This is a genomic window from Chroococcidiopsis sp. [FACHB-1243] (assembly GCF_014696895.1).
Lineage (GTDB): Bacteria > Cyanobacteriota > Cyanobacteriia > Cyanobacteriales > Chroococcidiopsidaceae > Chroococcidiopsis.
In genome coordinates this window covers 1-19,183 of the sequence record NZ_JACJQX010000002.1, presented here as the reverse complement: position 1 = coordinate 19,183, position 19,183 = coordinate 1, and the positions used below count along the sequence as shown (strand labels likewise).

Genomic DNA, 19,183 nt, shown 5'->3' with positions numbered 1-19,183 from the left:
CTGTCATAATAAATTTGCTAAATCGATATAATATGGTACGTCGAGCTATTTGCCTAGTTTTTACCCAAAACTAATATGAGAGATACTTTTATCTCATCTGAGTGAATATAAATACTCGAACGGCATCGTATTTAATACTAATAAGTTACAATAACTTCCTAGATTACAAAATAGTTTTAAATTAATATATTATAGATTGGTCTATTCTCCTTACATACAGCCGATAACAGTAAAATTATTGAGTCATGAATTCTACATATTAAGAAAAATTTTTCATTTGTGGGATGGCTTCAATCGCTAAATCGCTAAATTTAGATACATGATTCTTTCCTTTATCTTTTGCATTTGATAACTCACGATTGGCTTAAGTTTTCTATATTTTATTGTTCAATAGATTGCATTAACGAATATTTGTAAAAACCAGAGTTTACAAAACGGCAAGCTGATAAGGTTTATCTGTGAGTCGAGCAGATATCGTTTATTACAAGCTAACAAATAGCTTGTTTATGACGATATACAGCTAATAACTAACTTTGGAGGATTACTGAATGCTAAACATTACCGAAATTAAAGAATTGAAAATTCTGCAAACAGATGATGAATGTGTAGTTTCAGGTGGAGCAACAGCAAGTGCATTTGCTGAAGCTACTGGATCTGCAGAAGGTCCTAACTCTGCGATTTGGGAAGGCTTTACATTTACCTTTGCTTCTGATTCTGGCGGCACTCGAAATCCGAATCACATAGCACGCGGTGGATCTCGCTCTGGTTCGTGGGCTAACTAGTCCTAACTAGAACAAACTCTAAAGTGAGATACAATTCCCGCTTAGTGTCTAGAGAACGCCCAGGCTTCGTTATGTAATTGAAGCACTATCTTTGAATGCTTTCACAGTCTTGCTGAAAGCCTAACTAATCGTAATACTAATGGCTTTCAGCACTCTGTTTTTTTGCACTGAGAAACTGCCAATCGTAAGAACACAAATAAAACTTTTAAGATCGGGGTAAAGAATATTAATTTATTGTGAGTTCGCACAGGTAAACTAGCTTACGTTAAGCTTCTTAGCATTTATAGCTATGTGGCTACTCATTGTATCTGCTCGCAAGACTATAAAGTCTTACTAAATAAGTACTCCAAAAACGCAGTTGTGACTCGCTTGTTAATCATCATCCGATCCTGACAAATTCTAAAAAACGTACAAACTTTTATTATATTTATTACTCTTGTTTTTTAAAATATAGTATTGTTTTCAATAACTAAATTCAGAGGTAACAGCAGTGTTGAATCAAATAGATCGATGTCAAAATATTGAATTGTTCACAGATATAACTGCAACAGAAGAAGCTAGCATTAACGCAGGAGTCGGTAGTTTTATAGACATTTTCACTGGTGGTGACGGTAATAAGTTTGCCTTTGCTAGAACTCAAACTAGAAGTATTTCTAGAAAGTTTTCTAATGGTAGTGGCATATCAATTTCATTTGGCTATGGAATTGGTATAGGATTAGATGCCCCAACAGATTGAACTCAAACTACTCAGCTTGAACTGAAACTGTAACTCTCTTCTGTCATACAAGCGAGAGAATTAGCTAAAAGTCTTACTGTATCTGAGGTTTGCCTTTCTGTCTTTATTTAATTGACAAAATAGAAAACTTGCACCGTGTAAGAATTTTAGAATTTGTTTTCGAGCAAGTAATAGAGGAGGGATAAGGTGGGCAATGCCCACCACAATCTTTATATATTCAAGCTAAAATTTCCAAGTTAGTTGCAATCCGACAACATCAACATCACTTTCAATTTTTCCTCTCAAGTTACCGCTAGTACTGCTAGATAAATCGATCTCACTATCATCAACAAATAAGTGAGCGTAACCGACATCAAAGCTAATAGCATCAGAAGCTTTGAAACTAGCACCGATCGCTAACCAAGTACGATCATTATCGGGAATTCTAGGCGATCTATAAGTACTATCTACCGGACTCGGATCGTAAGCAACACCAGCACGTAATTCCCAAACTGGACTTAATGTATAGTTAATCCCTAAAGAATAGCGAACTGTATCGTGCCAGTTTTCCGGCTGCACGTTATCCGGTTCCGCTGGGTTGTCAAATGTGACGCGCAATTCTTCAAACCGACTCCAATTCGTCCAAGTTACGTCACCTGTCAGTGCAACGCGAGAACTAATTTGATGATAGGCATTGAGAGATAGAGTATCGGGTAGGTTCAATTCAGCGTCGATACTACCATCTTGAAATCGTCCAGTCGCAGTTAAAGCTGACACCGCAGCAGGAACGTTAAAATCAGCCTCCCCTGCTAAATCGTGGGTAATCGCCGAACGATAAGCCAAGCCGAGGCGCGTTTTCCGATTGGGTTCGTAGAGTAACCCCAAGTTATAACCCCAACTCCAATCATCGCCTTCTAATTCGACAGAACCATCAGTTGCTTGAGGCGCGGTACGCAATCTCGTAGCACCAATCAAACCAAAATCGATCGCATTTGACAGTTTGGCTTCAGCATATTGTAAATTGATGCCAGCACCTAAAGAAAGGTTGTCTGTCAGTTTTGCCGCAATAGTAGGATTAATATTAATTGTGACGAGTTCTGAATTAATCGCGTAGTAGCGCCCAACCCAATCGCGATCGTACCTCGTCTTCAGACCAAAAGGCGAATTCACTCCTAAACCTAGCTTGACGCGATCGCTGGCATTCCAGACAGCGTAGAAGTTAGGGACAAAAATATTCACGCCGCCGTCTCCGCCATCTCCACCTGTAAAAGGTGCGTCAGTGACAACGACCGAACCTCGATCTTGAAACAGAGCTGTAGGAAATATATAGTATCCTGCCGCGATCGCCGAATTATTTGACAGACGAGTTAATCCAGCAGGGTTGAAAAAGATCGTACTGGCATCATCTGCCGCTGCACTATTAGAAAAAGCACTGCCTAAACCGCGTACGCTTTGTTCGAGAATTGCAAAACCTGATGCTACAGCAGTACTAGTCGTGCCAACAAATTCTAACGCCAAAAACAGCGGCAACAGCGCTGCAATTGACTGCAACGTTCTCCTCACTCTGACTCCTCGTTCTGATATTTGAATAAAGCAAAAGCAAATATATACCTTCGAGCAGTCACGCTTATAGTTGTGAAGCTAAATGAACAAATAATTATTAGATCGTTACATTTCAGTCAGGTTTCAGCGCCAATCTAGAAAATAGAACTGGCAGCCAACAACAAAAAGTAGCCAGGGAGCAGGGAAAGACACAAGATCTAGAAATAGCTGAATAGTCGATCGCCTCTACGTTGCGAGATGTATTTTCCTACGACTTTCCCCTACAGTACTGATAACAAATGCTACCTCTTGATGTACTGCAAGAATTCGTCCTTAAGGCGCATTAAAAATTATGATGAAGTAAGTTAGTCTGGCAGAGCTACATCATATTTTGTAACTTACTATTCCGTCAGCGTCTGCTTTTACTTTCACAGTAGAGTTAAGTTGGATTTTCTACAGGTGAGGGTGTAAGGTAAAACAAACGATCTGACAACAATATGGCTTATCTGAGTGTAACTACTTAGAATAGTACGACCTTTATAGATAAAAGTTTTTCTAATGTTGAAATTTACAATATTTAACTCAAAATTTGACTAACTATAGGGGAGCGAACGGTTAATGTTGTCTTTGCACTCTCAGACTCAACTACACTGATGGAGTAAAAAATTACAATGAGGATTCGACTGGAGCGAAAGTTAAGTTCATGCCCCCATCACCTATGTTGTACTGTCTGCGATCGCATGTTTGAATCAGGTAGAGTCCGCACGCTCCTGCACAATGACGAAGGATTCATTCAAGGTGACATTTGCCCCGAGTGCATCAAGCTATCTGTCGAAACCATTCAACATAAAATTAGAGAGCGGGCAATGCTGTTACTGGAAGAAACAGACGACAGTAGTAATACGACTTTCTCACCTCAAGCACGGGCAATGGAATTGCTAGACTGCTCTACCGAAAACGTCAAATATCCCCAGTTTTATCATTGGTGGTTGGTACAGCTAGAGATCTTCTCGCGTAAATCCTCAGATACCAGAAATGTTACAGGTATAGAAAATTGGGAAGACAAAGGGCGATCGCGTAAGGCGCAAGATCGCAGTTGGAGAGAGCGATTGCGGACGTTTTTTGAAAAAGATGAATCGGAAAAATAGAGGCGATCGCCTCGTGGAATTTCTCAGTTTTTCAAGCTGAGTTTTTAGAACTTACGCCACAGCTTGTTTATCCACTGCCAAAATTTCAGAAAAACTTCTTCAAACCACAACATGGCGCGATCGAGCCATGCCAAGATTTGCTCTAGTGGATGTTTAACATAACCCATTAAGGTTGCAGGGGTTTCAATCCAGTCTGGTTTTGACTGCATGGATGAGTTTCGAGTCTCCGGTGTAGAAATATTGCTCGGCTCGGCTTTGTGCAGCGATTGTTTGCCTTTGCTAGTTCTACGAATTTCAGCGCTTTTTGCTCTGGTTTCGATCCCCTCAACCCCCCTTGAGAAGGGGGGCGATATCCTTTTAACCATGCCTTTAGGCGCTCTCATTTTGGAGAGAAATTGACCTAACTTGCCGCGCTCTTGAGGAAAAGTATAGTCAACACTAGGATGAGCGGGGAGGGCAAAAGTAGGTACGGCGCGATCGCCTGTCGTTTCTGGCGTAACCGATCTGAAGAGATCGCTAGCCGTCAGCCAGGGATCTTCTAGATCTTCCTCGGCTGAACCTTCACTAGCAGGAAGTTTGGCAGTTGGGCGACGAGCGGGAAATTTAGGATTTACGGGGATCGATCTACCTGCAAGCGGGGAAACTCCCTTATGAGTCATACCAGGTGTTAAGGGGCGTGTAGTAGCGCGATCGTCCGTTCCAAAAAAGTAATCGATCGCCGCCCAAATCAGAGATAGAATTCTTGTCGCGTAAGTTTTGCTACTTGTCTCAGTTCGCACGTTTGCTGTAGGGCGCTCCAAACCAGCCAGATCGGTACTTTGAGAGAAAATACCTTGATAGAAGGCGATCGCAGCTGACTTAACTCGGACGAGATGATGAGATTCTACCTCAGCCACAGTATGGTCTAGAGAAGTCAGCCACGGGGGAGTTGGGAGGGGCGGGTTTCTAAACCCGCCCGTACTATGGAGTTGAGATTGATGCCCAATTTTTTGACGGTATTGCCAGTACTGAGCGATGGCAGTCACGATCTGCTCTTGTAACGCCGCCTGCTGCTGAGAATCGATAACATCCAGAGTTTGATTTTGTGCTGTCACTAATACCAAGTTGCGACTATCTAGCTGTGAAGCAATACCTTGGATGGGGTAATTGGTAATTGGTAATTGGTAGTTGGTAGTTGGTAATTGGTAGTTGGTAGTCGCTCCTAGTCTCCTAGTCTCCTCTGCCCCTCTGCCCCTCTGCTCCCCTGCTCTCTTCTCCCCGACTCCCGACTCCCGACTCCCTGCTCCCTTCACATACAGCAAAACTTGCCGAATCGGAGTATCAACCGTTGGCGATTCCTCTTGCATAACCGCGTCATCAGCTGGTAACTGACGCAGGGTTGCTTCAACTGCTTGATGTACTTGATTTGCCGTCGATCGCCTGGACTGTAACAGTAGAAATATGGGATACATTCCCACAGCTGCAACCCAACTGGCAGTAGATTGGAGATTGCGCCAAGCGCGATCGCACTGCTGGGTGAAGCGACGCGATTGCTTGTGAACGAATCTAAACAGTCTGCTTTGATAGCGCGCGGAGGAAGCAGGAGCCATAGACTAAATACGGACGAGGAATTATAAATTATGAAACGAACGATCTAAAAAATGAATGAGTATTTTATCCTTGAGACGACTAACATTCATGTTGGCGCAGATGTGCCGATCTTATCGAGAAACAGATCCTTTTGTAACGTTTATTGCTAACTGAAATCTTAAAATAGATCGATTCTTATCACTCCTCAACCGTGCTTTTATCTTTATAATTTAGTGTTTTGATATTTTCGCGTCCTCCGAACTGGGCTAGATCTATGACATCTTTTGCACCACACTCCAATTTAGAGGTAATTGCACAAGCGATCGCCCAGTTACGCCTCTGTAATCAAGTCGATCTCCAGATGAATTGGTTGGGGTGGCTGGAGCCAAAATCGGAGAAGTCGTTAGGGGCGCACAGTTGTGCGCCCCTACCAACCCTTTGCTCCCTCAACACTAAAGGACATATTGCCTGGGAAAAAGGGAAAAAAGTTTTGTGGTTGCAGCAAAAGTTAGTAGTTCCAGCACAATTACAGGGCTATCCTCTGGCTGGCTTATCGCTACGACTGGCTTTAACTTGGTGGGCGGAATTGGCGCAGATTTATGTCAACGACGAATTGGTACAAGAGGGAGATTTATTCGATTGCTCGGCGAGAATACTCCTCAATCCTCGCGTGACTCCTGGGGAAGAATTTCATGTAAGTTTACGGCTGGTAAGTCCAAATCACGACGATGGAGCCTTGGTGCGATCGCTGTGTCTTTACGAATCAAACGATCCAGTAGATCCAGAGCCAGGTTTTGTGGCAGATGAATTAGCCATTCTCCAGAAACATTTAGAAACCTTTGAGCCAGAACAATTATCCACGTTTGCTACTGCTGTCGCTCAAATCGATTGGTCGAGTTTACCAGATAAAGACAAATTTGGGCGATCGCTCCATGCTTTACGCCAAAATCTCCAATCCAAAATCCAAGTTGTGTTGGAACCGCACCAAAAGTACAACCCAAAGTCTAAAATCTTTCTCCTCGGACACGCTCACTTAGATTTAGCATGGTTGTGGGCTATCAGCGAAACTTGGGAAGCGGCTCAGCGCACGTTTACTTCCGTTCTCAATCTGCAACAAGCTTTTCCCGAACTCACTTTTTGTCATTCTACTCCCGCTCTTTACGCCTGGATCGAACAACACCGTCCCGATTTATTTACCGCAATTCAGCAACAAGTCAGAACTGGACGTTGGGAAATTGTCGGCGGTTTATGGGTAGAGCCAGAACTTAATACCGTCAGCGGAGAATCAATTGTCAGGCAGCTATTGTACGGACAAAGATACGTGCAAGCAAAATTTGGTCAAATTTCTTCTGTTGCTTGGTTGCCAGATAGTTTCGGCTTCTGCGCGACTCTACCGCAATTTTTAGTTTTGGGGGGAATGGAATATTTCGTCACCCAGAAATTACGCTGGAATGACACGACTCAATTTCCCCATGAAGTCTTTTGGTGGCGATCGCCTGACGGTACGGATATACTTAGCCTCATGTCTGCGCCCATCGGTGAAGGCATCGATCCGGTCAAAATGGCAGTCTATGCTTGCGACTGGGAAGCCAAAACTCAATTACCACAATTTCTCTGGCTACCTGGTGTCGGCGATCATGGTGGTGGTCCTACCCGCGATATGCTTGAAGTAGCGCGACGCTGGCAACAATCGCCCTTTTTTCCCGATTTGGAATTTACCACCGCTGAGGAGTATTTGCGGGAAATTCAGGAGTCGGTAGGGGCGGGTTTGGAAACCCGCCCGTACGGGAGTCGGGAGTCGGGAGTCGGGGAAGAGAGCAGAGGGGCAACCACCACCTACCAATTACCAACTACCAATTACCCATTACCAATTTGGCAAAATGAACTTTATTTAGAATTTCATCGCGGCTGTTATACATCTCATGCCGATCAAAAACGATACAACCGTCGTTGCGAAGATTTGTTATATCAAGCAGAATTATTCGCAACTTTGGCAATGCTGACGGCTGAGATGGCATATCCTAAAACAGAAATTGAGGACGCTTGGAAAAAAGTCTTATTCAATCAATTTCACGATATTTTGCCTGGTTCTGCTATTCCTGAAGTTTATGTCGATGCTAACCAAGATTGGCAAGCAGCAGAGCAAACGGCAACTGATATTTTAAACCAATCTTTGCAGGCGATCGCCGCTCAAATTGATTTTCCTCCATCTCCCCATCCCAAAGCACAGCCAATTGTTGTTTTTAACTCCCTCAATTGGGTGCGATCGCAAGTTGTTGAACTTACAGTTCCAAATCTACAAGATACTAACTGGCAAATTTGTAATTCAACGGGAGAAAGCGTTCAATCTTACATTAGCGTTGCTGAATTTACGGGCGATCGACAAACATCTACTACCATTATTTCTTTTCTTGCCAAAGATATTCCTTCCATTGGTTATCGCCTTTATTGGTTATGTCCCCGCACACATTTCATTGCATTGAGTTCTCAGGAAGTAAATTATACCGAATATATTATTCAAAATGAGTATCTGCGCGTTACTGTAGATTCTCATACGGGAGATTTATCCAGCATTTTTGACAAAATCAATCGATGGGAAGTCCTCAATGGTGCAGGCAATCAACTACAAGCTTTCCAAGACAGCGGACAGTATTGGGATGCATGGAACATCGATCCTAATTATGCTCAACACCCCTTACCATCTGCTGAACTTATAAGTATTAACCAACATTGCGATCGCAATTTTCTACAAAGTTGCGTCAGTGTAGCTCGAAAAATCGGTCAATCAATTTTTCGCCAAGATTACATTTTAGAAACGGGTTCTCCCGTCCTCACAATTAAAACTAGCGTTGACTGGCAAGAACGTCATGTAATGGTAAAAGCTGCTTTTCCCCTGAATGTATCAGCAGACTATGCTAATTATGAAATTCCCTGCGGAGCAATTTCTCGACCGACGCAACCCCAAACTCCCGCAGAAAAAGCAAAATGGGAAGTACCAGCTTTACGTTGGGCTGACATAAGTACGAGCGATCGTGGTGTCAGCTTGCTCAATGATTGTAAATATGGCTACGATTACCAATCGGATCGACTGCGTTTAACATTATTGCGCAGTCCTATATGGCCCGATCCCGAAGCAGACATAGGCTTACATGAATTTACCTATGCACTCTATCCCCATGCTGGTACGTGGCAACAAGCACAGACAGTCAGACATGGTTACGAACTGAATATACCGTTGCAAGTTTTACTATTGCCTGCTGCGACTGCTACATCAGGAAAGATCCCAGCTACTACAAACTTTTTAACAATATCAGCCGATAACTTAATTTTGATGGCGTTCAAGCCTTCAGAAGACGAGCCGCAAGAGTTAATTTTGCGGTGCTATGAATGCCACGGCGATCCAGCTCGATTAGACCTACAGAATTGCTTAAATTTAAGCGTAGCCGACAATCTCGATCTTTTAGAAAGACCTATAGCTACTAATCCAGCCGACCGAAAAGCGAAGAGCATTTCACCATGGAAGATCGTCACCTTAAAGCTCAAGGCTAGATGAAACGGAGCAACTGCGATCGCTGGCGATCGCGGTGGGCTTCTGGAGAATATAGAGACTGCCTGCTGCCCACCAACAATACAAAAGTATAACTATCTTTAATCTTCGTGTTCTTCAAACGGATCTCTTAACTCTTTTGCTGGAGGACCGAAGGAGGTATACACTGTCCAGCCAGTAATGGCAATCAATACGGCAGCCAAGGAAATGCTAAGAACTGTTGCGGGTTCCATCATAGCGATAGATTATGAGTACTCTTCCTATACAATATTACAGAACGTTAAAAAATGCTTTCGCAATTCATCATAGGTGAGTCATGGCACAACGGACTTGGTTGGGAGAAATCCTCAGACCCTTGAATTCAGAGTATGGTAAAGTTGCTCCTGGTTGGGGGACGACTCCCGTAATGGCGATTTTCATACTATTATTTTTCGTCTTTCTCTTGATCATCCTGCAAATCTATAACCAATCATTGCTGATTGAAAGACCTGATATTGCCCCCAATTGGACTGGTTTAGGTGGTTAATCGTTAGAAAACTGAGAGTTATTAACAATACTTATAACTTACATTCCACCCAGAATCGATCTGGGTTTTTTTTTGAGATATGAGGAATAAAGTACAGACGTGACAACTTTGTAGAGACGTTACATGTAACGTCTCTACACTGACAACCGATCGCTACTCAATAGTTACTGTTCGCAGCCTATACTAGGACTGGGGGAATAGACTTTGCAGGAGGTTTGTTTATGAATGTCTTCGGGATTGGACTGCCAGAAATGGCTTTAATTTTTGTAGTTGCACTGCTGATCTTTGGACCCAAAAAGCTGCCGGAGATCGGTCGGAGTTTGGGGAAGGCAATTCGCAGTTTCCAAGATGCTTCTAACGAGTTCCAGTCAGAGTTTAAGCGCGAAGCGGAACAAATAGAACAGGCAATGCAGACAACTGCCGAACTAGAACCAAAGCAAATTCCGCCAGCAGCAAAAGAAGAAACCGTTTCTACCAATACGACAACTTCTTCAACGCAGCAAAGCTAGACAAATAAAAGTTAGATCGATAGGTGTAATGACAGAAGCGATCGCCTCTAATTCAACTTCCAATCAAGTTCTTATTGTGCCGCAACTCATTGTTGGTTTGGGAAACCCAGAGCCTAAATACGACCAAACCCGCCACAATATTGGTTTTGCTGCTGTTGATGCGATCGCTCGTGCTTGGCAAATTCCACTGGCAGACAATCGCAAATTTCAGGGCATATTTGGTGAAGGTAGGAGTAATGCCGGTAAAATCCGCTTACTCAAACCCTTAACATATATGAATAACTCCGGTCAGGCAATTCGCGCCGTCACAGATTGGTACAAGCTACCACCAGAATCGGTACTGGCAATTTACGACGATATGGATCTCCCCTTGGGAAAAATTCGTCTGCGCTTATCCGGTTCGGCTGGCGGACACAATGGAATGAAAAGTGCGATCGCTCACTTAGGAACGCAAAACTTTCCCCGGCTGCGAATCGGTATCGGTAGACCTCAAGGCAACATTACCAAGGAAGGCGCATCAACTATATCTTACGTGCTGGGACGCTTTTCCTCAGCCCAAGCCCCATTAGTAGCTGAAGTTTTGCAAATGGCGTTAGAAGCTGTAGAACTAAGCTTGAAACAAGGAGTAGCGCAAGCAATGAACCGCTACAACAACCGCAATATCTTATTAGACGCGAAGGATACAAAACAGGCTGTAGGTAACTAGCGATCGCCTATCTTGTATCCTTATCTCACCTTTTATCTAATAGAGTGACTTACTTCCTTCAATTCAGTTAAGTAACGTCACCAATTAAGAGTATATTAAATTTAAATTTCCGCTCTATTTATCTCATCCGTCGCTTGCGTCGAGCTGCAACAGCTTTGCGTTTGCGTTTCTCTTGGGGTGTTTCAAAATGGCGATGATATTTTACGTCCGCCAAAATTCCTGCTTTGGATACTTGGCGCTTGAATCGCCGTAATGCCGAATCAATTCCTTCATTTTCTCCGAGAAGCACTTGGGTCATTCTATCTCTTTCCTCAAAATCATCAATTCAATTGTAGTCTTCCCTAAAGTTCGTTTGTTCGGTGACTACATACCATAAATAGTGCTGAAAACAAGTTTAACATTATCGTTGTTGCCTTAACTAGGGATAACCAATGCTGGAAGAGAGCTGAGGGGGATAAAGGGGACAAGGGGGACAAGGGAGACAAGGGGGAGAATTCTGGTTCCACCAGCCACTAGTCACTAGTCACTGATAACTGATAGCTGACAACTGACATTTTGGGCAACATAAATACAGTTGCTCTCTTGTCCTATCGATGCTCGATCTCATTGCTGCTGCTTTTGAACGCCAAGATTATGACACCGCAGCCCAGTTATTACAGCAGCTGCGGCATAGTTCTCCCGCAGACCCTTGGGTACAATTTTACTCGGGTAGATTAGATGAAATATCTGGCAAATTAGATACAGCAGCAGAGATTTATCGGCAACTGTTACTGAGTTCGGGTCACGTTCACGCTAGGATTATGGCGCAAGCGCGTCAGGGTATAATCCGCATTGAATCACTTATAAAGGCACAACGCCAGCAGGCGATCGCCCAAGCTATTGCCGATCCAGATAATATGCAAAAAGGCGTATTGGTATTAGAACCGATTGCTAGCGATCGCAAATCTGAAGTCGCTGGCAATTTAGCCCAAATTATGCAAATTGACCCTTATACAGCTCGACTTCAGCTACCAAGTCGCGGTTGGCGGCTGTATCGTACAGGTGCAATTGGCGAATTACAATTTTTCGGTCAACGACTTTTAGCTGCTGGCATACCATGTTTTTGGTCAACTTTGGCAGAAATCGAACAGATCCAAGTTTTCCAAGCACGATATTTTGAAGTCGCTCCAGCAGCCAGCGTTGTTTGTCAAAATGAAGCAGATGAGCTGAGTTTTCTGAGCTTTCAATGGTCGGAAGTGACTCATAAAGTGACGGGATTATTACCCCTTTTCGAGCAAGTTGTAGACATAAATGTACGTGGCAAGCTACAACGCAAAACTCAGACTCAAGACTACGCGCAATTCTGCGATTTACACTTATGCGATCGCGGTTATATCGTGCGACTATGCGATCGTAATTATATGTTCCACAATGGCATTCCTTTCTCCGAGGAGCAAACGCACAATCAAACGACTGTCAGAATTAACTGGAATCATCTACAAGACTTTCTCGACCAAAAGCTCGAATGCGCCAATAACTGGTCTGATTTTACCATTTTTGCCAATACAGCTTTGGATTGGAGCGATTTACTCGCTCCAATTTCATCTCACATCCATCTTTTCCGCCGCGATCCCACTAACTGGGATGCAGCATTCCATCTCTACAGTGGATTAGTTTTCTTAAAAGGAAGGAAAAATTAATGTAGAGAGGCGATCGCCACATCCTACATTTTTTACTTCAATCTAACCAGGAGTCTTAACTTGGCGTGCCATATCCAAGAAAGAATTCATATTTGCTCCTGGGCGACGACGGCTGTTAGAAGCAGACGGCATCAGGTAGTTGGGCGCAAATGTAGATGTAGCAGCCTTACCATTGCTATCAGCAACAGCTTTCACTGGTTTGGTTGGCTTGACAACCTGAGCTTTGACTCCCTCAGCAGTTTGCACCAATTCTACTTCTGCTTTAGGGGGTTGTTTTTTGGTAGGAGCCTCAGCTTTTGCCGTTTCTGCTTTAGCGGGTGCAACCGCATCAGCAGTTTTTACCTTCTCTGATGCGGCTGGCTCTGCTTTAGCGTTAGACTCAGATTCTTTGGTTGTTACAGCAGTGACGAGTTCTGACGCTTTTGCTTTAACTTCGTTGGTTGCTGAAGCAATTGATTTAGCAGCAGCTTTTAGTTCTTTGGGGACTTCTGTTTCTTCTAATTCAAGAAAATAACCATTACCCTTGCGTGGCTTATTGGGTTTACCTTCCAAGGATTTCTTGCCACTGAAAAAACCTAGAAAGAAGGACACTATCCCACTCAGTATTTTTTTGATCGAACCGAACATTTGCAATACTCCTGGCTTCTGACGATGAGATTAACGGCAACTTCTGAAAAACTCAACTAGACTGCGATCGCAACACAAGATCGAGCGTGCTGCTCCCTGCTATCTGACAGCACTTGTTTCCTTTTATACTATTTTGCCTACAGTTGAAATTGCTTCACTAGGCTCAATATCCCTAGATGCTTCTTGCAGGTCACTCAAATTTGGATCTAATTAGGATTAATTATGAAATTTTTTGGGAATTTTATGCAAGATTAATATTTATTTCTTAACATTTATTTACTTGAATCGACTCAAGTATTATTACTTAGTCCATTAGGAGTAGATAAACGCAGTAATTATTGATGAAAGTTTACATATTTTTAAGAAAACAATGGTTGTTAGTTGATGGTAAACGCTTCGCTACACTTCGTGAAGACAGTTGACAGTTCGCTCCTCTACCCCTGAAGCCCCTCTGCTCCCTGCTTCCTCATCTTTGCCACTGCTGTAATATGTAGTCATAAAATATCTCGCGATCGACTCGCTCCATGACTTGAACTTTGCGCCCGCCAGGTTGAATTTTGGTGCGACCTTGGCTTGCACCTGTAGTGATAATTGTGGTTTCCCATTCTCGCAGTTGATAAATCTCTGGATGAGCCAGATATGCTGTGGCTAGCACGTCCCAAAAATAATAATCTTGAGGAATGACCAAGGCGTAACACTGTCCTACCAAGTCTGAAAGGGGATAATGACGCTGTTTGCCCATTTGCCGCACGATCGCGGCTGTGACTGGAACATTATTTGTTAAATCGAGAGGACACATCACGATCGGAATCTGTGTTTGCCAAATGCGATCGACAGCCATTGCATCCCAGTAAGCATTCCATTCCGCCGAGCCATCCTGTCCTGGTTCGATGCTTTTTTCCACATTACCAGGAACATTCAGCGCTCCACCCATCCAAACCAGGCGTTGAATCTTAGCTTCGATTTCTGGAGCTGTATCTAAAGCAACTGCAATAGTGGTCAGGGGACCAGTTACCATCAAGGTCACGGGTTCTGGTGCATTCAGCAAGGTATGGATCGTAAACTCCTGACCTGTTTGCTCAACCAAAGACGTGCGAATGGTATCTTGCTGGTTGAGAATGGGTAGGCAATCGACAATGAGGGAATCGCGACGATAGAGACGGGGGAAAGGATTAATCCCGCGTACGGTACTAGCTGCAACTGGAATGCGATCGCATCCCATGAAATCGAGAATTTTACGGGTAGCACTGACGGCGGCGCGAACGTAACAATCTGCTGGAGTGACAACAACACCCAGACATTCAACTCGTTCCATCGTCATCAGTAGCATAGTTGCTAGATAATCATCTACACCACCGTCACAATCCATAAGTACGAGTTGTTTAGACATAAATTGGAGAATTATTCATGGACGAGTTTATGGCAGCCGCGATCGCTCAAGCACAACAAGGGTTAGCAGAAGGAGGTATTCCCATCGGTTCGGTACTAGTCAAAGATGGCAAAATTGTCGGTCAGGGACACAATAAGCGAGTTCAAGACGGCGATCCTGTCACCCATGCAGAAATCGATTGTCTCCGTAACGCAGGTAGAATCGGTAACTATAAAGGTACAACTCTTTATTCCACATTGATGCCTTGTTATCTCTGTGCTGGTGCTGTGGTGCAGTTTGGGATTAAAAAAGTGATTGCGGCTGAATCTGCCAACTTTGCTGGAGCCAAAGACTTTATGGAGGCACATGGGGTAGAAGTTATCGATTTAAATATGTATGAGTGCAAGCGAATGATGGGAGATTTTATTGAAAAAAATCCTTCTCTTTGGAATGAGGATATTGGTGAATAGAGTACAGCATAGCGCCTCGGACTCTACTCGATCGCAAAAAATAAGAGCGCCAGATCTGGCGCTCTCATTGTTTTATTTAAGTTGATTTAAGCAACTTGCGAGTGTATTTCCTCGTCACTCGGTATCCAGTTAGCTGATAAGTCTTCAACTACACCTGTTTGTCCTAATTCCCTATCTCTCACGACTCTGACTATTAAGGTTGGCTGATAAACTCCATCAATAATCTGGTGTCCGTAACCGATGACAGCGCCAGATTGGCCGCTAGCGTGATGAATAACGCGATCGCCGACTTGAAACATGGCTCACTCTCCTTATTTGAGGATATGGTTGTCTGCTGTTTCTTGTCTCGAACCTGGATCGTTAAATTGATTAAATTGTGATTCTCCTTCTATACAATTTGCCGTGGATTATATGTTGAGGTCAACTTCGATTTATGGGTTGTTTGCCAAAATATTTTGTTCGCACTGACGAACACTTGACCTACAATTGACGCAAACGAACTGCCCAGACAACACTCAATCAAATGAGAGAAAGTAATTTCGATTGGCAGCTACTAATATTGACTTTACTCTTAACTTTATTCCAACGCCACAATATCAGACGCAATTTAACGAGTCAACAAGCTGAAAATATTTTGTAATCAGTACTACGTGTTATTTGATAACTCAGTAGTATTTAAGTATTTCTTTAGTTCTGCTTTAACTTTTATGTACTCAGCCTCAAGCTCAGAGACAATTTCTCTACTCTTTGGCAACTCAATTGTGCCATTACGCCCGATAATTTCTAATTGCTTTGATAGCTGACTGAAATACATTGCGCCCAAAGTAGCGCTACTAGATTTGAGAGTATGGGCTGCTCGTTGTAATTCTGTAGCATTTACAGATGCGATCGCAGTTTGAATTGTTTGAATTAATTTTGGTGCATCTTCTAAATAAGCATCAACTACCACTGCGATCGTTGCTGCTCCACCTTCCCCCGCCATCTCCTCTAATGCTTGCAAAGCCTTAGTATCGATTGCAGGAGATAAAGGTGGTGCGTGGTGCGTGGTGAAGCGGACGGTTGCGGAGCTGTCCTCCGCAATAAAACCGCGTCGTGGTGCGTGACTAATTTCTCCCTTGTCCCCCTTGTCCCCCTGCTCCCAGCTCGTCCCTGCTCCCAGCTCGTCCCTGCTCCCATCTCCTACGGGATGACACTGACTCAAAGCCTGAGCCAAATGCTCGATCTTCACGGGTTTAGTTAGGTAATCGTCCATACCAGCATAGAGACAGGCTTCGCGATCGCCCTGCATGGCATTTGCAGTCATGGCTACAATTCGCGGTTTCTGCGGATGGAACCACCGCTGGCAGATTTGTCTTGCTGCCTCCAATCCATCCATTTCTGGCATCTGTACGTCCATCAACACGACATCGTAAGGCTGACGTTGCAGCGCGGCTAGAACTTCCAGTCCATTGTTAGCAACATCTGCCCGATATCCCATTTGCTGCAACATTAACAACGCTACCTTCTGATTTACCGTATTATCTTCAGCTAATAAAATATTTAAAGGATGAGTTTGCGCTATTTGAGCGCTAAGAGTTGAGGATTTAGGCAGAAATGGTGCAACTTGGGATGGCTGCGACTGTTCGCTCAAAATTTGCAACAGGACGTTATAGAGTTGAGATTGTTTGACAGGCTTTGTCAGACAGGCAGATAACTTGACTGCTGCACTTTGACTGGCGACCTCTGGCTTACCCATAGAAGTCAACAGGAGCAAAGGTAGCTTGCGATAGCTAGGGTGTTGGTGGATGGTTATCGCTAGGCTCAAACCGTCCATCTGCGGCATTTGCATATCTAACACTGCTAAATCGAACGGATCTCCACGTTGCAACCATTCCAATGCCTCTGCACCAGAAGCAGCCGCACGGGGAAGCATTCCCCAAGATTGGGCTTGCAACATCAGAATTTTACGATTGGTGGCACTATCATCCACAATTAGCAAACGCTTACCGTGCAATTGCGGTAAAGCACAGGAACTCTCATTTTGCACGATATTGGGTGCTGCTACCGCGATCGTAAAGTAGAAGGTAGAACCAACACTGACTTGGCTCTCTACCCACATTCTCCCGCCCATCATCTCAGTTAATCGCTGAGAAATGGCTAAACCCAACCCCGTTCCGCCATATTGACGAGTGGTGGAAGTATCGACTTGACTGAAGGATTTAAATAACCGATCCATGCGATCGACAGGAATTCCAATCCCAGTGTCTTTAACGGCAAATTGAATTTCATAGAATGTCGGCATGAGATAGTTGGCAGTCTGCGGCAGTTGCTCTTTTTTTCTTCCCTCCAGATACTCGCTACTATTTACCTCTTTAGTCGTGACTGAAACTACAACTTCTCCATGCTCCGTGAACTTCACTGCATTGCTCAGCAGGTTGACTAGAATTTGACATAGCCGCGTCACGTCTCCCACAATCATATCTGGTGTTTGTGGATCGAGCAGGTAAGCCAGCTCCAGATTCTTTTCCGCAGCTTGAGGAGCTAGCACGTCGAGAGAATTTTCAATGCAAACTCGCAAATCGAAGGGTTGTTCTTCCAAATCCAATTTGTCTGATTCAATTTTGGAAAAGTCTAGAATGTCGTTGATGATTGTCAGTAAAGCATCGCCGCTTCTGCGAATCGTATCTACAAAATCTTGCTGCTGGGGAGTTAGAGATGTATTGAGTAGTAAACCTGTCATGCCAATGACTCCATTCATGGGAGTACGGATTTCATGGCTCATGTTGGCGAGAAACGCACTTTTAGCTTGATTAGCAGCCTCAGCTGCGGTACGAGCCATCTGAGTTTCCAACTGCAAAACTTCCAATGCTGTTTTCGATTCTACAAGTTGCATACTAGCGGCTTCTGCTTGCTCTAAGGCTGCCTGTAAAGCTGCCGTTCTCGCGGCTACTTCTCGTTCTAGCTTCGTATTTTGCTCTGCCAACTGGGTATCCCGATGGGCGATCGCATTTGCCATTTTGTTAAATGATGTCGCTAGATAGCCCAATTCATCTTGTCTATCGGCATCTAGTTGGACATCTAAGTTTCCCGCCGCAATCAGCTCTGTGGCTGTCAGCAATCTCCTTAAAGGTTTAGCAATTTGCTGGCGTAAAGTGACAAATATTAAGGCAACTTCTATTAATAGCGATAATAGTCCTAAGATCGGGATAAATTTAGCATTAGACCATGCTTGCTGGAGCAAAGTTGACTTGGGAAGGACAACTACGAAATACCAATTCAGAGTGGGAATGCTAGTAACAGCAAGATACTCGTTATTCTTGACGTTATCTATGACTGTTTGTCCGGGTTGAATATGCTTAACTAACTTAAAAATAGTTTGCAAATGCAAATCACCCGCTCGTTCGAGATAAAATTTACCCTGACTAGCTTGAATTTGTGACATTAAATCTGGATGAGCAATTAGGCGACCGTCGGAGTGAAAGATCATAGTGTAAGATCCTGGCAACCACTCGTTTGTCATTTTCTTAACTAGATCGTCGAGCAGAATGTCGTTATCAGTTGAGGCTAAGCGTCGCTCGTCCTGAGTTGCTGCTGCTAGAGCCAAAAAATCGCTCTCTTGCCGACCTCGTTCAATTACATATTGTTTGAGATCTTCTCGCACATGAGATTCTAAATTCGATAAAACATGAAGATAACCGAGCGCACTAGCAGCAATAATAACAAGAGTTACTCTTACTGTTATTTTTAATAATGTTCGCCGTGCTATCTTGCCAATTGCTATTCGACTAGAAGCCATATCTTAATTTCCAATCCGACAAATGCTTCACGCTACGTTCGCATTTAGTATTCCCGAAATCAGCGATTGGTTATCAGCACAGTAGGGTGCGTTAGCATGATGGCGTAACGCACCCTACTGGTGTGGCAAGGCTAAAATAGTGCATTAAAATCAGCTGTTTCTTCGGTGACAAAAATCGGATAAAGATGTTTAAGTTTGACGCGAGCATCTTCAGTAGTA

Annotated in this window: 17 protein-coding genes; 9 read left to right on the top strand and 8 right to left on the bottom strand. The window is 43.7% G+C overall.

Annotation, left to right across the window (positions count from 1 at the left end):
* Positions 1 to 548 precede the first annotated feature (548 nt).
* The gene (locus tag H6G17_RS01505; protein ID WP_192153610.1) at positions 549 to 782 is read left to right on the top strand and encodes a hypothetical protein; all 234 of its coding nucleotides are present in this window, start codon (positions 549 to 551) and stop codon (positions 780 to 782) included.
* Between the two features lie 490 nt (positions 783 to 1,272).
* Positions 1,273 to 1,518 (top strand): hypothetical protein, encoded by a 246-nt coding sequence (locus H6G17_RS01500; protein ID WP_192153609.1) that lies wholly within the window; start codon positions 1,273 to 1,275, stop codon positions 1,516 to 1,518.
* A gap of 222 nt (positions 1,519 to 1,740) precedes the next feature.
* On the opposite strand, the gene H6G17_RS01495 is transcribed toward H6G17_RS01500, so the two are convergent.
* The gene (locus tag H6G17_RS01495; protein WP_192153608.1) at positions 1,741 to 3,060 is read right to left on the bottom strand and encodes an outer membrane protein transport protein; all 1,320 of its coding nucleotides are present in this window, start codon (positions 3,058 to 3,060) and stop codon (positions 1,741 to 1,743) included.
* Positions 3,061 to 3,710: 650 nt separating this feature from the next.
* Between H6G17_RS01495 and H6G17_RS01490 the strand changes: the two genes are divergently transcribed.
* Positions 3,711 to 4,187: a hypothetical protein gene (locus H6G17_RS01490; RefSeq protein ID WP_192153607.1), complete on the top strand. Its 477-nt coding sequence runs from the start codon at positions 3,711 to 3,713 to the stop codon at positions 4,185 to 4,187.
* A gap of 44 nt (positions 4,188 to 4,231) precedes the next feature.
* Here the strand turns inward: H6G17_RS01490 and H6G17_RS01485 are convergent, their stop codons facing one another.
* Entirely contained in the window at positions 4,232 to 5,776 is a 1,545-nt protein-coding gene (locus H6G17_RS01485; RefSeq protein WP_192153606.1) for a hypothetical protein, read from the bottom strand.
* 254 nt (positions 5,777 to 6,030) lie between these two features.
* Here H6G17_RS01485 and H6G17_RS01480 point away from each other — a divergent pair, with 254 nt between their 5' ends.
* Entirely contained in the window at positions 6,031 to 9,309 is a 3,279-nt protein-coding gene (locus H6G17_RS01480) for an alpha-mannosidase (protein ID WP_192153605.1), read from the top strand.
* A gap of 95 nt (positions 9,310 to 9,404) precedes the next feature.
* Here the strand turns inward: H6G17_RS01480 and psbN are convergent, their stop codons facing one another.
* On the bottom strand, positions 9,405 to 9,536 hold the full coding sequence (gene psbN / locus H6G17_RS01475) for a photosystem II reaction center protein PsbN (protein ID WP_041462633.1): 132 nt from the start codon (positions 9,534 to 9,536) through the stop codon (positions 9,405 to 9,407).
* Positions 9,537 to 9,619: 83 nt separating this feature from the next.
* On the opposite strand from psbN, the gene psbH reads away from it, so the two are divergent.
* The 3 genes from psbH to pth all read left to right on the top strand — a co-directional run bounded on the left by psbH (position 9,620) and on the right by pth (position 11,044).
* On the top strand, positions 9,620 to 9,829 hold the full coding sequence (gene psbH / locus H6G17_RS01470; protein ID WP_015157035.1) for a photosystem II reaction center protein PsbH: 210 nt from the start codon (positions 9,620 to 9,622) through the stop codon (positions 9,827 to 9,829).
* Between the two features lie 221 nt (positions 9,830 to 10,050).
* A complete protein-coding gene (locus tag H6G17_RS01465; RefSeq protein ID WP_192153604.1) occupies positions 10,051 to 10,338 on the top strand; it encodes a TatA/E family twin arginine-targeting protein translocase in 288 nt (95 codons plus the stop codon).
* Between the two features lie 28 nt (positions 10,339 to 10,366).
* Positions 10,367 to 11,044: an aminoacyl-tRNA hydrolase gene (gene pth / locus H6G17_RS01460; RefSeq protein ID WP_192153603.1), complete on the top strand. Its 678-nt coding sequence runs from the start codon at positions 10,367 to 10,369 to the stop codon at positions 11,042 to 11,044.
* A 118-nt stretch (positions 11,045 to 11,162) separates the two neighbouring features.
* On the opposite strand, the gene rpsU is transcribed toward pth, so the two are convergent.
* Positions 11,163 to 11,342 carry a 30S ribosomal protein S21 gene (gene rpsU / locus H6G17_RS01455; RefSeq protein WP_015157038.1) on the bottom strand — a complete coding sequence of 60 codons (180 nt, stop codon included), beginning with the start codon at positions 11,340 to 11,342 and terminating at the stop codon, positions 11,163 to 11,165.
* 295 nt (positions 11,343 to 11,637) lie between these two features.
* Between rpsU and H6G17_RS01450 the strand changes: the two genes are divergently transcribed.
* Positions 11,638 to 12,723: a tetratricopeptide repeat protein gene (locus H6G17_RS01450; RefSeq protein WP_192153602.1), complete on the top strand. Its 1,086-nt coding sequence runs from the start codon at positions 11,638 to 11,640 to the stop codon at positions 12,721 to 12,723.
* A 42-nt stretch (positions 12,724 to 12,765) separates the two neighbouring features.
* On the opposite strand, the gene H6G17_RS01445 is transcribed toward H6G17_RS01450, so the two are convergent.
* On the bottom strand, positions 12,766 to 13,350 hold the full coding sequence (locus tag H6G17_RS01445; protein ID WP_192153601.1) for a hypothetical protein: 585 nt from the start codon (positions 13,348 to 13,350) through the stop codon (positions 12,766 to 12,768).
* Between the two features lie 466 nt (positions 13,351 to 13,816).
* Positions 13,817 to 14,740, bottom strand: a complete 924-nt coding sequence (locus H6G17_RS01440) for a nucleoside hydrolase (protein ID WP_192153600.1) — start codon at positions 14,738 to 14,740, stop codon at positions 13,817 to 13,819.
* A gap of 17 nt (positions 14,741 to 14,757) precedes the next feature.
* Between H6G17_RS01440 and H6G17_RS01435 the strand changes: the two genes are divergently transcribed.
* Positions 14,758 to 15,189, top strand: coding sequence for a nucleoside deaminase (locus H6G17_RS01435; RefSeq protein WP_192153599.1), 432 nt, complete (start codon positions 14,758 to 14,760; stop codon positions 15,187 to 15,189).
* A gap of 86 nt (positions 15,190 to 15,275) precedes the next feature.
* Here H6G17_RS01435 and H6G17_RS01430 read toward each other — a convergent pair whose 3' ends face one another.
* Positions 15,276 to 15,488 carry a hypothetical protein gene (locus tag H6G17_RS01430; RefSeq protein WP_192153598.1) on the bottom strand — a complete coding sequence of 71 codons (213 nt, stop codon included), beginning with the start codon at positions 15,486 to 15,488 and terminating at the stop codon, positions 15,276 to 15,278.
* Between the two features lie 347 nt (positions 15,489 to 15,835).
* On the bottom strand, positions 15,836 to 18,964 hold the full coding sequence (locus H6G17_RS01425; RefSeq protein ID WP_192153597.1) for a response regulator: 3,129 nt from the start codon (positions 18,962 to 18,964) through the stop codon (positions 15,836 to 15,838).
* Between the last annotated feature and the right edge of the window lie 219 nt (positions 18,965 to 19,183).

What these genes read in the sequence shown, in the direction of transcription:
- H6G17_RS01445 (WP_192153601.1), bottom strand. Translation starts at nt 13,350, where the DNA reads ATGTTCGGTTCGATCAAAAAAATACTGAGTGGGATAGTGTCCTTCTTT.
- psbN (WP_041462633.1), bottom strand. Translation starts at nt 9,536, where the DNA reads ATGGAACCCGCAACAGTTCTTAGCATTTCCTTGGCTGCCGTATTGATT.
- H6G17_RS01485 (WP_192153606.1), bottom strand. Translation starts at nt 5,776, where the DNA reads ATGGCTCCTGCTTCCTCCGCGCGCTATCAAAGCAGACTGTTTAGATTC.
- rpsU (WP_015157038.1), bottom strand. Translation starts at nt 11,342, where the DNA reads ATGACCCAAGTGCTTCTCGGAGAAAATGAAGGAATTGATTCGGCATTA.
- H6G17_RS01450 (WP_192153602.1), top strand. Translation starts at nt 11,638, where the DNA reads ATGCTCGATCTCATTGCTGCTGCTTTTGAACGCCAAGATTATGACACC.
- H6G17_RS01425 (WP_192153597.1), bottom strand. Translation starts at nt 18,964, where the DNA reads ATGGCTTCTAGTCGAATAGCAATTGGCAAGATAGCACGGCGAACATTA.
- psbH (WP_015157035.1), top strand. Translation starts at nt 9,620, where the DNA reads ATGGCACAACGGACTTGGTTGGGAGAAATCCTCAGACCCTTGAATTCA.
- H6G17_RS01490 (WP_192153607.1), top strand. Translation starts at nt 3,711, where the DNA reads ATGAGGATTCGACTGGAGCGAAAGTTAAGTTCATGCCCCCATCACCTA.
- H6G17_RS01440 (WP_192153600.1), bottom strand. Translation starts at nt 14,740, where the DNA reads ATGTCTAAACAACTCGTACTTATGGATTGTGACGGTGGTGTAGATGAT.
- pth (WP_192153603.1), top strand. Translation starts at nt 10,367, where the DNA reads ATGACAGAAGCGATCGCCTCTAATTCAACTTCCAATCAAGTTCTTATT.
- H6G17_RS01505 (WP_192153610.1), top strand. Translation starts at nt 549, where the DNA reads ATGCTAAACATTACCGAAATTAAAGAATTGAAAATTCTGCAAACAGAT.
- H6G17_RS01480 (WP_192153605.1), top strand. Translation starts at nt 6,031, where the DNA reads ATGACATCTTTTGCACCACACTCCAATTTAGAGGTAATTGCACAAGCG.
- H6G17_RS01435 (WP_192153599.1), top strand. Translation starts at nt 14,758, where the DNA reads ATGGACGAGTTTATGGCAGCCGCGATCGCTCAAGCACAACAAGGGTTA.
- H6G17_RS01465 (WP_192153604.1), top strand. Translation starts at nt 10,051, where the DNA reads ATGAATGTCTTCGGGATTGGACTGCCAGAAATGGCTTTAATTTTTGTA.
- H6G17_RS01430 (WP_192153598.1), bottom strand. Translation starts at nt 15,488, where the DNA reads ATGTTTCAAGTCGGCGATCGCGTTATTCATCACGCTAGCGGCCAATCT.